Genomic DNA, 13,174 nt, shown 5'->3' on the forward strand with positions numbered 1-13,174 from the left:
TCAACCGTGCAAAGCGCTACCGGCCTGCCAGGCGCTCCAGCTGATGGCCCAGTCCCCGTGGCCGTTGTTGATCGACAGCTGCGGACCGCCCGAGTTGGTGATCTCGACGACGTCGCCGACGTTGAAGTTGTCGAAGAACCACTTGGCGTTCTCGGTGTTCATGTTGAGGCAGCCGTTGGAGACGTTGGCACTCCCCTGCACGCCCACCGTCTTCAAGTTCTCGTGCAGGTATTCGCCGTCGTTGGAGATCCGGACGTTCCAGTTCTCCGGTGCGTTGTAGTAGCCGGGGTCCCCCTCGCACACGCCGTAGCTGCAGGAGTCCATGATCTTGTGTTCTTCCTTCCCCAGCACCGTGTGGGTGCCGTTGAAGGTCGGCGTCGGGCCCCGCGGCGGGGTGTCGACGGTCTTGCCCATGCTGATCGGCGCGGTCTTCACCAGCTCCCCGTTGTGGAACGCCTTGATCTGGTGCGTTTTGCCGTCCGCCTTGGCGATCCAGGAGTCGTGGACCTTGTAGCTGGCCGAGACGTCCTGCCCGCCGTACACGCCACCGCCGATCGGCATGCCGAAGGTCGTGGTCTCCAGCTTCACCGTCGACCCGGCCTTCCAGTACTCCTGGGGCCGGAAGTGCACCTCGCGCTTGCCCACCCAGTACCAGCCACCGCCCTGGGCCGGCGAGGAGGTCACCTTGAGGGACTTCTCCACCGCGGCCTTGTCGGTGATGTCGTGGTCGAACTTCAGGCCGAGGACCAGGCCGACACCGACATCGCCCGACGGCGGCTGGGAGAGCGACGGCGTGGCGACTCCGGCGGGCTTGAGCGTGTGCACTTCGCCGCGCTGTTCGGTCGCCGCGCCCGCCGCGTTCACCGCCGTGGCGACCACCTGGTAGGTGGCCCCGTACCGGAGGTGGTCGTCGCTGGTCCACGTCGTCTTGTCCGGCGAAAGCCCGCCCTTGACGGCGTTGCCGGTCTGCGGGTTGGTGACCGCGACCGCCTGCAACGTGCCGCCCGCGGCCTTGACGACGATCGGGTCCTTCGGGCTCAGCTGGTCCTCGCCCGCGGGCACGAACGCCACGGTCGCGGCCGGCACCCCGGGCACGCTTGTCATCCCGGCCGCCGCGGGCGCACCGGCCGCTAGCGCCGTCCCCGCGGTTTCGGTCTGCCCACTACACGCGGCCAGCACCAAGCCGGCCAAGCCGAGCCCGGCGATACGGATCATTCTCACGATCCCTCAGACGTCCGAACCGCCACCCCGTTGTGTCACGATCCGATCTCCGTTCACCGGCCGACCGCGACGAGGAGCCTCCGGAGCTCGCGCCGGTCCTTTTCGCCGAGTTTGGCCAGGACCCGGTCCTCGGCTTCGGCCACCGCGGGGTCGAGGCGCGCGAGCAGGGTCACGCCTTCGCGCGTCAGCGTGGCGGGCAATGACCTCCCGGACGGCACCGTGGCGGGTCGCGTCACCAGGCCGCGATCCTGCAGCTCGCGAACCACCTTGTTCATCGCCTGCGGCGACACCTGGGCCTCGCGGGCCAGCTGGGCGTTGGACTTCGGCGCCTGCGCCAGCATCCGCAGGCAGAGGTACTCGGGCGCCGCCAGCTCCGCCGGCTCGAGCACGGCGGTGGCCACCTCGGCGCGCAAGGCCGCGGTGACCCGGTGCAGCAGGTAGCCGAGCGGCTCGTCCCGGAGTCCTTCCATGTCAACCATGTTGACATATATCAACCGGGTTGACATCCTCAGGTGCATGACGAACTCGACCGGCGACGCGTTGTTCGAATCCGCCTACCGCGGCCAGGCTCCTGAGATGGGCCAGGGATTCCGGCCCCCGTGGAGCATCGGCGAACCGCAACCCGAGATCGCCGCGCTCATCGACGCGGGCGCGTTCCACGGTGAGGTTCTCGACGCCGGCTGCGGTGAGGGCGCGACGTCGCTCCACCTCGCCGAGCGGGGTTTCACGACCGTCGGTCTGGACCAGTCGCCGACCGCGATCTCGCTCGCCCGGGAGGAAGCCGCCAAGCGCGGCTTGGCCAACGCCGGCTTCGCGGTCGCCGACATCAGCACCTTCACCGGCTACGACGGCCGGTTCGGCACCATCGTCGACAGCACCCTGTTCCACTCGATGCCGGTCGAGCTGCGCCGGCCCTACCAGGAGTCGATCGTGCGCGCCGCGGCGCCCGGCGCGTCCTACTTCGTGCTGGTGTTCGACAGCGCGACCGTGCCCTCGGACAAGGTCAACCCGGTCTCCGCGGAGGAACTACGGGAGGTGGTGGGCGCGTACTGGACGATCGACGAGATCCGGCCGGCCCGCATCCACGCCAACGTCCCCGACGGCTTCCCCGGCTTCGCGGACTTCGCCGGCAGCGACGTCCGCGACGAGGGCGACGGCCGCAAGTCGGTACCCGCCTGGCTGCTGTCGGCGCACTTGTCCTGACCGGACGACCACCTTGGCGGTGTCAACCATCCCGGATAGCCTGAGGACTTCATCGCCGAGCGAAGGAGTCCCGTGACTTCAGCAGGGCACGCACCTGACATCTTGTCACCGGAGTTTGCCGCCGATCCCTATTCCGCTTATGACTTCATGCTCGAACATTCGCCCGTGCTCTGGCACGAAGGAATGCAGAGCTACATCGTTTCGCGGTACGACGATGTGTCTCGCGCCTTCAAGGAGAGCACGTTCACCACCGACAACTACGGCTGGCAGCTGGAACCCGTGCACGGGCGCACGATCCTCCAGATGAGCGGCCGCGAGCACGCCATCCGCCGCGCGCTGGTGGCGCCCGCGTTCCGTGGCAACGAACTGGAGGAAAAGTTCCGCCCGGTGATCGAGCGGAACTCCGCCCAGCTCATCGACGCCTTCCGCGACCGCGGCACGGCCGACATCGTCACCGACTACGCCCGCCACTTCCCGATCAACGTCATCGTCGACATGCTCGGGCTGGACCAGAACGACCACGCCCGGTTCCAGCGCTGGTACAGCGCGATCATCGCCTTCCTCGGCAACCTCAGCCAGGACGAGCGGATCACCGCCGCCGGGCTCGAGACCCACGACGAACTCGCCGCGTACATGATCCCGATCATCCGGGAGCGCCGGGAAAACCCCGGCGACGACCTCCTTTCGGCACTCTGCGCCGCCGAGGTCGACGGCACCAGCATGAGCGACGAAGACATCAAAGCCTTCTGCAGCCTGCTGCTGGCCGCCGGCGGCGAGACCACGGACAAGGCGATCGCCAGCCTGTTCCGCAACCTGCTGGCGCACCCCGATCAGCTCGACGCCGTCCGCGCCGACCGCACCCTGATCCCGAAAGCGTTCGCCGAAACCCTGCGCCACACCCCGCCGGTGCACATGATCATGCGGCAGCCCGCGGCGGACGTCGAGATCGGCGGCCAAACGATTCCCGCCGGCAGCACGGTGACCTGCCTGATCGGCGCGGCGAACCGCGACCCGCGCCGGTTCGCGAACGCGAGCGCGTTCGACATCTTCCGCACGGACCTCCCGACCGAGACCGCGTTTTCGGCGGCGGCGAGCCACCTTTCCTTCGCACTGGGCCGGCACTTCTGCGTCGGCGCGCTCTTGGCCAAGACCGAGATCGAGGTCGGTGTCAACCAGCTGCTCGACGCGATGCCGGACCTGCGCCTGGCGGAAGGCGCGGCACCCGCCGAACGAGGCGTGTTCACCCGGGGGCCCGAGTCACTGCCGGTGACGTTCACCCCCGCCTGACCCGCCGGGCCCCGGCCGGCCGAGGCCGCCGGGGCTCGACGGCTCAGCCGCGAAAGAAGGCGCTCACCACAGCGCCGGCCCGGCCACGTGCACCGGGGTGAAGTGCACCGGCAGGCTCTCCAGACCCCGCATCCACACCGACGGCCGCCACTTCAGCTGCTCGGCCGGCACCGCGAGCTCCAGGTCCGGGAGCCGGTCCAGCAGGACTTCGACGGTGGTGCGGGCGATGACCTCGGCCACCTCCGGCGCCGGGTAGGGACAGCCGTGTTCGCCGTGCCCGAAGGACATGTGCGCGTGGTTGCCCAGCGCGCCCGACGCCGCGTCCGGCCGGGCGTGCGGGTCGGCGTTCCCGGCCGCCAGCCCGAGCACCACCAGATCCCCTTGCCGCACGCGGACACCGCTGAGCATGGTGTCGCGGCTGGCGAAGCGCCCGATGAAGTTCTGCGTCGGCGTGTCGTGCCACAGCACCTCGTTGAGGGCCTGGCCGACACTGCCGCGCCCGCCCGAAAGCGTCATCGCGAAGCGGCTGTCGGTCAGCATCAGGCGGATGGTGTTGCCGATCCAGTTCGCCGTCGGCTGCTGCGCCGCGGCGGTCACCACGAGGAGGTCCTGGACGACCTCCTCGTCGGTCAGCGCCGCGGGGTGCTGCAGCATCGCCGTCGGGACGTCCGCGCCCGGCTGCTCGTGCTTCACCGCCACGAGCCGCGCCATCGCCTCCTGCACCCGCATGTACGCGGGCAATGCCTCGGGACCGACGTCGAGGGACAACGCGACGTCGCGCACCAGCGCCGGCGCCTCCGAGTCGGGCATACCGTACATCTTCGCGACCGCGAGCAGCGGCGCCTGCTGGGCGAAACCGGCGATGAGGTCGGCTTCGCCGGTGCCCGCGAACCCGTCGATCAAGCGGTCCGCGATGCGCTCGCAGTGCGCGCCGAGGTCGAACTGGTCCACCGCGGACAGCGCGTCGCCGATCGCGCCCGCCCGGCGCCGGTGCTCCCCGGCCTCGGTGAACATCACCGACGGGTTGTGCATCACGTAGGGCAGCAGCGGCCAGTCTTCGGGGACGTTCTTCCACTGGTTCCACCGGCGGCTGTCCCTGGCGAACAGCTGCGAGTCCTGGCACACCTGGTGGATTTCGCGGTAGCCGGTCGCCAGCCACGCGGGGATGTCACCGTCGAGCAGGACCGGGACGACCCCGCCGTGCTGCCGCCGGATCCGGGCGTACAACGCGGCGGGGTCCTTCTGGAACTCCGGCCCGTACAACCGGACGCGGTCCGACGTGGAGGCCGCCTCCGCGTGGGTGCTGGTGTGGGAACCGGTCACGATGCGCCCTCCCGGACTTTGGACAGGGTGTAGAGGTGGTCGACGAGCGAGATCAGCACCTGCTTCGACGAGTCCCGGTCGCGGGCGTCGCAGTCCACGAGCGGCACCTCGGCGGACAGGTCGAGCGCCGCGCGCACGTCGTCGAGGCTGTGCTTAGGCGGGCCGAAGTTGTTGCGCGCCACGATGAACGGCGTGCCGTGGTGTTCGAGCCGGTCGATCGCGTACCACGAATCGGCCAGCCGCCGGGCGTCCACCAGGACGACGGCGCCGAGGGTGCCGGCGAACAGGCTGTCCCAGAGGAACCAGAACCGTTCCTGCCCCGGGGCCCCGAACAGGTAGAGCACCAGCTGCTCGTCGAGGCTGATCCGGCCGAAGTCGAACGCGACCGTGGTCGTCGTCTTGGCCTGCACCCCGCGGGTGTGGTCGACGCCGATCCCGGCCTGGGTCATCGTCTCTTCGGTGCTCAGCGGCCGGATCTCGCTGACCGACCGGACCATGGTCGTCTTCCCGACGCCGAAGCCGCCGACGATGACGATCTTCACGCCGTCGTTGGCGGTGTCGGCCAGGGGCAGCCGTTCTTCTCGTTCAAAGATTGCGGAGTCCAACGAGCACCTTCTTGAGGAATTCCGAGTCGGAGGTCCGTCCCGCGGCCTGGGCCGACGACGGATGTCGGGCGGACACCTTGCCCGTGGCCAGCAGGTCCGCGAGCAGGATCTTGATCACACTCACCGGGAGCGCCAGATCGGCCGACAGCTCCACGACCGACGTCGGCTTCGCGGTGATCCGCAGGATCCGGACGTGCTCGGACTGCATGCCCGCCGACGGCTCCGACTCCCGGACGATCAGGGTGACGAGATCGAGATCGACGTCATCCGCGCTGCTGCGCCCACCCGTGACCGTGTAGAGCCGGTCCGGGTCCTCCCCGTCGAGCGCGGCGCGCGTCACGAAGCCGGGTGGTCGGCCGCCGCGAAGCGCGGCGGGGCGGTGAAGATCGAGCCGATCTGTTCCACCAGCTCGTCCATGTTGTGGCCGATCAGGCCGACGTCGGCGTCTTCGGTGGCGATCACGGCCAGGTGCGAGCCGACCCCGGCCTCGACGATGAAGAGGATCCCGCCGTGGAACTCGGTCATCGAGTTCCGCACGCCACCGGTGCCGTCGCCGAACTCGACCGACGCGCCGTGCGCCAGCGCCTGGACGCCGGCGGCGATCGCGGCGAGCTGGTCGGCACGGTCGACGGTGAGCCCCTGCGTGTGGCAGAGCTTCAGGCCGTCGCGGGAAAGCACGAGGGCGTGGCAGGCCCCGGCGGTGTTGGTGACGAGGTTTTCGAGGAGCCATTCGAGGCTCTTGTCCGAATCAGTCATCGAATCCGGGGACCGGGCGCGGCGGGTCCCCTTGCTCCCATCTGGCGGTGTGCGGGTGTACGGGCGGGGCGACGGGTCACGCGTCTTCGCCGGTGTCCGAAGGGGAAGCGGCCTGGCGGGTCGGCAGGGAACCACCGCTGCGCCGCTGCTGGAAGGCCCCGAACCGGGACCCGGTGTCCCGCTCGGCCCGGGCGGGGCTCGGGGTGGGTGACGGCGGCCGGCGCGACGCGGCGGTCAGCGTCTGCCCGCGCGAGCGCTTCGGCAGCTCCGACGGCTCGGACAGGTCGCCGGCGATTTCGTGGCTCGTGTCGGCGGGGCCGGGCCACACGACCGACGCGGCGTGCTCGTCCGCCTCCGGCAGGGCGTCGGGCCGGGGCTGGGTGATCAGCTGGGTCGGGATGCGCATGACCACGCCGATCCCGCCGCGGGAAGACGGCCGGAAGAACACGTGCAGCTGGTGCTTGCGCGCCAGGCTGCCCACGACCGCGAGCCCGAGCCGCGTGCCCGACATCGAGGTGAGGTCGAGCGGCTGGTCGAGGGAAACCGTGCGCTCGGCGCGGGCGAGCGCCTGCGGCTTCATGCCGAGGCCGCCGTCCTCGATGGTGATCACCGCGCCGTTGTGCAGATCTTCGACGTAAACGTGCACTTCTTCCGACGGGGCGGAGAACTTCGTGGCGTTGTCCATGAGTTCGGCCAGCGCGTGCATGACGTCTTCCGCGGCGTAGCCGACGACCGCCACCCCGCTCGCGGAATGCACCCGCACCCGCTGATAAGCGCCGATCCGGCCGAGCGCCCCGCGCAGGATGCTTTCCATCCGGATCGGTTTCGTCCAGCGGCGGCCCGATCGCGCACCGGTGAGCACGGCGATGCTGTCGGCCAGCCGCCCCGCCTGCGCGGTGAGGTGATCGACCTTCAGGAGATCGCCGAGCATCGCCTCGGACGACCGGTTCTCCATTTCGCGCAGGTCCCCCAGCGTGCTGGTCGCCAGTGCCTGCAACCGGCCCGCCGCGCTCGCGCAAGCGGCCGTCGCGGCGGCGCGGCGACGTTCGCCGACGGCGATCTCGTCGACCAGGAGCCGCAGGGCGCGCTGGTGCAGTTCGTCGGCGGGGCGCGGCACCTCGGCGAGCACGCTGTCCGCGAGCCCGCCACCGCGCAGCCGCCGCACCGCGTCCGGGACGGTCCGGTCGAGCAGCAGGGCCAGTTCGCCGCGGCCCTGCTCGACGGCTTCGCGGGCGTGCCGGGCTTCGTCCTGCGCGGCCTGGGCCTGCGCGGTCGCGGCCGATACCTGGTCACCGCGGCGCAGCGCGAAGAACACGGCGACACACGCGACGATTCCGGTGAGCGCGCCGGCAACGGCGACGAGAATCGCCTGACCACCGGAAACGGACAAGGACACCCCGGTCCAGATCGCGGCCGCGGCGACGGCGGTGACCACTACCCCGGTTACCGCCCGGCCGACTGACGCGCGTTCTTCCCGATGCTGTGCGGGCGGTCGTTCCGACATCGCTCCACTTCCTCGAGTCCGATTGGTGTCCGAACAGTACTCGGTTCGCCCGGAGAGATCACGACTCGGTTTCGGAGCGCCGCCGGACCGGCGCACCGGCCGCAGCCGGTGTCCGACGGTGTCGGCGAAAATCTTGATTACCACACATGCGGAGAATTGGCGGCGAAATTTGATTCACCGCAGGTCGGCACCTGTGCGGTCACTGTCCATTGTGGAATGCTGCGCGGGGCGACGCGCCGGCGTCGCCCCGCGGCAACCCGTGCTACTGGATCACGAACGGCGCCGACACGTCGACCGCGTACGGCGTCGTGCCGTTCTTGTCCAGCTGCAGCACATAACTGCCCGGCACGACCGCGGGCGGCCCGGACGCGTTGATGTCCGGCGCGCTTTCGGCCAGCGTGGCCGCCGGGAAGGACACGCGCACGACCTGGGACCGGCCCGGGTCGAGCGTCACGCGCGCGAAGCCGACCAGCCGTTGCGGCGGGACGACCACCGGGCTCACCGGCTGGGCCACGTACACCGGCACGACGTCGGTGCCGGCGCGGGTTCCGGTGTTGGTGACGGTGAACGTCGCGGTGGCCGTGCCGTCGCGCGCGACCTTCGGCGTCACCGCCAGGTTCGTGTGGGTGAACGTCGTGTAGGACAGGCCGTAGCCGAACGGGAATTGCGGGTTGTACGCGTTGCCCGGACCGGACGCGGTGCTGGGCAGCTGGTCGAAGAACTTCGGCTGGTCCCCCAGCGGCGACGGGGCCGTGCCGGCGAAGTCGGCGCCGACGGCCGGCGCGTCGGACGGCCAGCTGATCGGCAGCTTGCCCGCGGGGTTCGTCTTGCCGAACAGCACATCCGCCACCGCCGTGCCGGCTTCCGTGCTGCCCTGGTAGGCCATCAGCACCGCGTTCGCCTTCTCGGCCGGGCCCAGCCCGACCGGCCGGCCCGCGACGACCACGACGATCACCGGTTTGCCGGTCGCCTCCAGTGCCGAGACGAGGGCCTGCTGGTCGGGCGCCAGTGCCGGAGCCGGGTTGTCGCCCAGCCCTTCCGCGTAGGCCTTCTCCCCCACCACCGCCACATAGGCGCTGGTGTCGGCCGCGGCCGCGACGGCGCTCGCCTGATCCGGCGCGTAGACCGCGGCCGGGTCCGCGGCCCGGATGCCGCCCAGCACGGTGGTGCCCGGCGGGATCTGGTTCTCGGGGCCCATGCAGCAGACGTGCCCGGCCCCCGCCACGCCCTGCCAGCTCACGCTCCAGCCGCCGAGCTGGTTGGTCATCGAGTCCGCGCTCGGACCGGTCACCACGACCTTCGCGCCGGCCGGCAACGGCAGCGCGTTGTTCTCGTTGCGCAGCAGGGTGATCGACTCGCGTGCGGCCTTCGCCGTCTGGTCGCGGCCCGCGGTGACGGCGGCGTTGGCGGCGTTCGCGTCGACGCACGGTTTCGCCGGGTCGGCCACGCACGGCTGGTCGAACAGGCCGAGCTGGAACTTGAGCGTGAGGATGCGGCGCACGGCCTGGTCGATCCGCGCGTGCGAGATCTTGCCCGTGTCGACGGCCTGCAGGATCGCGGCCTGCCACCCGGCCGGGTCGGTGACCTGCATGCTCATGTCGACGCCCGCGTTCACGGCGGCGGCGATGGCACCCGGGAGATCCGGCGCGATGTGGTAGGCGGTCTGCAACGCGGTGACGTCCTGGTAATCGCTGATCACGACACCCGGGAAGTGCATCTGGTTGCGCAGGACGTCGGTCAGCAGGTAGTGCGACGAGGTGGCGGGAACGCCGTTGATCGAACCGGAGTTGACCATCACGGTCCCGGCGCCCGCGTCGATCCCGGCCGCGTACGGCGGCAGGATCGTCGTCTGGAGGTAGTTCATCGGGAGGAGCGCCTCGGCCCGGTCGTGCCCGTTGACCGACTGCGAGTAGCCGGCGAAGTGCTTGACCGTCGCGCTGACGTTCAGCTCACCGCGCTTGCCGGGCGTCTGCATGCCCTTGATGTTCGCGGCCCCCATGGCGGCCGACAGGACCGGTTGCTCGGCCCACGTCTCGTAGGTGCGGCCCCAGCGGTTGTCGCGCGCGATGTCCTGCACCGGGGCGAAGTTCCAGGTCCAGCCGGTGGCGCGCAGGGCGTCCGCGGTCGCCTTGCCGCCGGCCTGGGCGAGCGCGGGGTCCCAGGTGGCGCCCATGCCGATGGACTGCGGGTACAGCGGCGCCTGCCACGGGTGGCCGAAGCCGTGCACCGCGTCGATGCCGAACACGACCGGGAGGTGCAGGCGCGAGTTCTTGATCGCGAACTGCTGGATGGTGTTGTACTCGGTGGCCCAGTCGTAGCCGGTATTGCCCACGCCGCCCTTGCCCGTGGTGTCGACCGGATTCTCGGTACCACCCGCGAGAATCGAGCCGACGTGGGCGTCGAGCAGGATTTTCCGCATGCATTCCGGATTGGGCATGCCGAATCCGTTGTTCCCGCACGTCGTGCTGTTCGCGTCGGTCAGCGTGGTGACCAGCTGCTGGTCCATCTGGCCGACCTTTTCGGGCAGCGTCATCGCGTGCAGCAGCGCCTCCACCCGCGCCGGCACCGGGCGATGCGTGTCCAGCCAAGGCGCGGCGCCCGGCTGGCCGGCGGCACTGCCGCTGGCGGTGAACGCGGGAACCGCGAGCAGGGCAGCCGCCGCGAACACCGTGACGGTGGCGCGGGTACTGGGTCTGTGGTTGCGGAACACCTGACCTCCTTCAGCCGTGGTCGGCGCAGACCGGCCGGATGGGTGCCAGCGCACCGTAGGCACCTTCCGCCGGGCTGTAAAGCGCCGAACGGCCGCCGGTAACGGCGTTCGTACACACCTTGAAGGAACGCCACGGCGCGGTCGACGACGTTGCGGGCAATGCGCCCGGGAGCTACGCGAGGAACAGAACGCCTCAGGCGTCCACGATGGACCCGAGAAGTTCCCCGGCCAGCTTGCCCGCCGGGCGGGCCCACTGGTGACGCAGCTCGCCGAACAACGCCGCGGCACGGACTCCGGGCCAGTCCGCCGGCAGGAGCGCGGGCGGGAGGACCGGGTCGCGGCGGATCAGCAGCAGCCATTCCGCGCCCAGCCGGACGCGGCGGGACAAATCGTCGAGGTCGGCGAAGGCCCCGCCCGTCCAGCTGCGGAGAAACCGGGTGTACCCGTCGGCGATCCCGGCCAGGTCCCAGGCTTCCGCGGCGATGCGCGCGGGGTCGGTCCACAGGAAGGATTCGGCGCGGAACACCTCGGCGTGGTCGAGGAGATCGAGTTCGGCCAGCGCCGCCGAAACGTCCTGCGCCGACGGCGAAACCCAGAGGCCGCTGCGCAACGCCCCGAAGCCGAACCAGCCCAGCCGGGTCCGCAGCGCGTGCCGGTCCGCGCGGCGGCTCTCCGGCACCGAGAACGTCAGCAGCGTCCACCGGCCGTCCCAGTGCCGGTCGACGACCTCGCCCTCGAGCTTGCGCTGCCCGTCGCGCAGCACTTCGGTGCCGTGCGCGGTCAGCCCGAGGAACGCCTGGCGGCCACGGCGTTCCGTGCGGAGCAGGCCTCGGTGCCCCATCCGGCCGAGCGTCGCCCTGGTCGCGTGTTCGCCGACGCCGAGGCGGCCGAGCACGCCGAGGACACCGCCGGTCGACACGACCGTCCCGCGGTCCAGCACGTGGTCGCCGAACAAGGTGAGGAGCAGCGTCTCGGGCCGTACGACCGGCATTCCCGGCCCCCTCTCGCCGAACCGGAGCACCGGCCGATATGCACCAAGAATGCGACGATCTTCAAATATTCGTCCACCTTTTACCGAAACTTTCGGCGCGATCAGAGTAACCACAATTCCAATGTTCGGCAAATCATTGACGGTCGTTGGGGAACTGCCTACCGTCGTGGCGGGGAATTCCCAACCGGAGGTCGACGATGACGAGAATCAGGACCCTGCTCGGAATGCTCGCCGGTGCCACGCTGATCGCCGCCGCCGCGCTGTCGGCGCCACCGCCGGCGGCCGCCGCCTCACTGGTGGAGGTGACCGGCTTCGGCGACAATCCCGGCGGCATGCGGATGCACGTCTACGTGCCGGACTCGCACCCGGCCCACCCCGGGATCGTGGTCGCCATGCACGGGTGCGGCGGCTCGGGCCCCGGCTTCTACGCGGGCAGCGAATTCGCCTCGCTCGCCGACCGGTACGGCTTCCTCGTCATCTACCCGAGCGCCCAGCAGCAGGCCGGCTTCGGGAACTGCTTCGACACCTGGTCCGACGCGGCCAAGCGGCGCGGCGGCGGCAGCGACCCGGTCTCGATCGTCTCGATGGTCACCTACGCCGAGCAGCACTACGGCGGCGACCCCGGCCGGGTCTTCGCCACCGGATCGTCCTCCGGCGGCATGATGACCAACGAAATGCTCGCGCTCTACCCCGACGTCTTCAAGGCCGGCGCGGCGTTCATGGGGGTGCCGTTCAACTGTTTCGCGAACGCCGCCGACTACCCGCCCGGCAGCAGCAAGTGCACCGGCGGCAGCATGAACCGCACCCCGCAGCAGTGGGGCGACGCGGTCCGGCAGGCCTACCCCGGCTACACCGGTCCCCGCCCGCCGATGCAGCTCTGGCACGGCACCGCCGACACCCTCGTGCCGTACTCCCTGCTGCAGGAGGAAATCGAGCAGTGGACGAACGTGTTCGGGCTGAGCCAGACCCCGACGTCCAGCGACACCCCGCAGTCCGGCTGGGACCGCCGCCGCTACGCCGACGCGTCCGGCACCGTCCAGGTCGAGGCGTACAGCATTCAGGGCGCCGGCCACAGCCTGCCCGCCACCGGCATGGCCGCGTACGCCATCGCCTTCTTCGGCCTGACCGGTACCACCCCGCCGACCACCACCACGACCACGCCACCGACCACGACGACCCCGACGACCACCACCCCGCCGCCGTCGGCGTCGTGCGCGGTCGCGGCCGCGGTGAACGCGTGGAACAGCGGGCTGACCGAGAACCTCACCATCACGAACACCGGCACCACCCCGGTCGACGGCTGGTCGCTGGTCTTCCCGCTGCCGGCCGGCCAGACCATCACCTCCGGCTGGAACGCCACGTACTCGCCGTCGTCGGGCGAGGTGACCGCGCGCGCCGCGGCCTACAACGGCACGATCGCGCCGAACGCGTCGGTCACCATCGGCTTCCAGGCCACCCACACCGGGACCACGGCCGCGCCCGCGTCGTTCGCCCTCAACGGCTCGGCCTGTTCGCGCGGCTGACCGGGCGGCGGGCAATCGAACGGTTCGCCGCGCCCCGGCCGGGTATCCGCC

At 70.6% G+C, this 13,174-nt stretch carries 12 protein-coding genes; 3 read left to right on the forward strand and 9 right to left on the reverse strand.

Features of this window, described 5'->3' with window-relative positions:
* Positions 1–1,215: a L,D-transpeptidase gene (locus H4696_RS15355; RefSeq protein WP_086862743.1), complete on the reverse strand. Its 1,215-nt coding sequence runs from the start codon at positions 1,213–1,215 to the stop codon at positions 1–3.
* A 59-nt stretch (positions 1,216–1,274) separates the two neighbouring features.
* Entirely contained in the window at positions 1,275–1,691 is a 417-nt protein-coding gene (locus tag H4696_RS15360; RefSeq protein ID WP_086862744.1) for a MarR family winged helix-turn-helix transcriptional regulator, read from the reverse strand.
* A 46-nt stretch (positions 1,692–1,737) separates the two neighbouring features.
* Here H4696_RS15360 and H4696_RS15365 point away from each other — a divergent pair, with 46 nt between their 5' ends.
* Together H4696_RS15365 and H4696_RS15370 are read left to right on the forward strand one after the other, a co-directional pair.
* Positions 1,738–2,424 carry a class I SAM-dependent methyltransferase gene (locus H4696_RS15365; RefSeq protein ID WP_086862745.1) on the forward strand — a complete coding sequence of 229 codons (687 nt, stop codon included), beginning with the start codon at positions 1,738–1,740 and terminating at the stop codon, positions 2,422–2,424.
* Between the two features lie 165 nt (positions 2,425–2,589).
* On the forward strand, positions 2,590–3,711 hold the full coding sequence (locus H4696_RS15370; protein ID WP_338078677.1) for a cytochrome P450: 1,122 nt from the start codon (positions 2,590–2,592) through the stop codon (positions 3,709–3,711).
* Between the two features lie 63 nt (positions 3,712–3,774).
* Here the strand turns inward: H4696_RS15370 and H4696_RS15375 are convergent, their stop codons facing one another.
* From H4696_RS15375 to H4696_RS15405, 7 genes are all read right to left on the reverse strand, one after another.
* Positions 3,775–5,034, reverse strand: a complete 1,260-nt coding sequence (locus tag H4696_RS15375; RefSeq protein ID WP_086865453.1) for a cytochrome P450 — start codon at positions 5,032–5,034, stop codon at positions 3,775–3,777.
* Positions 5,031–5,531 (reverse strand): GTP-binding protein, encoded by a 501-nt coding sequence (locus tag H4696_RS15380; protein ID WP_420831564.1) that lies wholly within the window; start codon positions 5,529–5,531, stop codon positions 5,031–5,033. The genes H4696_RS15375 and H4696_RS15380 overlap by 4 nt, the downstream gene beginning before the upstream one ends.
* An 88-nt stretch (positions 5,532–5,619) precedes the next feature.
* Positions 5,620–5,979, reverse strand: coding sequence for a DUF742 domain-containing protein (locus H4696_RS15385; protein WP_086865451.1), 360 nt, complete (start codon positions 5,977–5,979; stop codon positions 5,620–5,622).
* On the reverse strand, positions 5,976–6,395 hold the full coding sequence (locus tag H4696_RS15390; protein ID WP_086865450.1) for a roadblock/LC7 domain-containing protein: 420 nt from the start codon (positions 6,393–6,395) through the stop codon (positions 5,976–5,978). Before H4696_RS15390 ends, H4696_RS15385 begins: the two co-directional genes overlap by 4 nt.
* 76 nt (positions 6,396–6,471) lie before the next feature.
* Positions 6,472–7,830 (reverse strand): sensor histidine kinase, encoded by a 1,359-nt coding sequence (locus H4696_RS15395; RefSeq protein WP_249027285.1) that lies wholly within the window; start codon positions 7,828–7,830, stop codon positions 6,472–6,474.
* A 331-nt stretch (positions 7,831–8,161) separates the two neighbouring features.
* Positions 8,162–10,609, reverse strand: coding sequence for a glycoside hydrolase family 3 N-terminal domain-containing protein (locus H4696_RS15400; protein WP_086865448.1), 2,448 nt, complete (start codon positions 10,607–10,609; stop codon positions 8,162–8,164).
* A gap of 193 nt (positions 10,610–10,802) precedes the next feature.
* Positions 10,803–11,600 carry a PaaX family transcriptional regulator gene (locus H4696_RS15405; RefSeq protein ID WP_192782330.1) on the reverse strand — a complete coding sequence of 266 codons (798 nt, stop codon included), beginning with the start codon at positions 11,598–11,600 and terminating at the stop codon, positions 10,803–10,805.
* Positions 11,601–11,797: 197 nt separating this feature from the next.
* On the opposite strand from H4696_RS15405, the gene H4696_RS15410 reads away from it, so the two are divergent.
* Entirely contained in the window at positions 11,798–13,123 is a 1,326-nt protein-coding gene (locus H4696_RS15410) for an extracellular catalytic domain type 1 short-chain-length polyhydroxyalkanoate depolymerase (protein ID WP_225955695.1), read from the forward strand.
* Positions 13,124–13,174 lie beyond the last annotated feature (51 nt).

The organism is Amycolatopsis lexingtonensis (genome assembly GCF_014873755.1).
Lineage (GTDB): Bacteria > Actinomycetota > Actinomycetes > Mycobacteriales > Pseudonocardiaceae > Amycolatopsis > Amycolatopsis lexingtonensis.

What these genes read in the sequence shown, in the direction of transcription:
- H4696_RS15355 (WP_086862743.1), bottom strand. Translation starts at nt 1,215, where the DNA reads ATGATCCGTATCGCCGGGCTCGGCTTGGCCGGCTTGGTGCTGGCCGCG.
- H4696_RS15360 (WP_086862744.1), bottom strand. Translation starts at nt 1,691, where the DNA reads ATGGAAGGACTCCGGGACGAGCCGCTCGGCTACCTGCTGCACCGGGTC.
- H4696_RS15365 (WP_086862745.1), top strand. Translation starts at nt 1,738, where the DNA reads ATGACGAACTCGACCGGCGACGCGTTGTTCGAATCCGCCTACCGCGGC.
- H4696_RS15380 (WP_420831564.1), bottom strand. Translation starts at nt 5,531, where the DNA reads ATGGTCCGGTCGGTCAGCGAGATCCGGCCGCTGAGCACCGAAGAGACG.
- H4696_RS15390 (WP_086865450.1), bottom strand. Translation starts at nt 6,395, where the DNA reads ATGACTGATTCGGACAAGAGCCTCGAATGGCTCCTCGAAAACCTCGTC.
- H4696_RS15405 (WP_192782330.1), bottom strand. Translation starts at nt 11,600, where the DNA reads ATGCCGGTCGTACGGCCCGAGACGCTGCTCCTCACCTTGTTCGGCGAC.
- H4696_RS15410 (WP_225955695.1), top strand. Translation starts at nt 11,798, where the DNA reads ATGACGAGAATCAGGACCCTGCTCGGAATGCTCGCCGGTGCCACGCTG.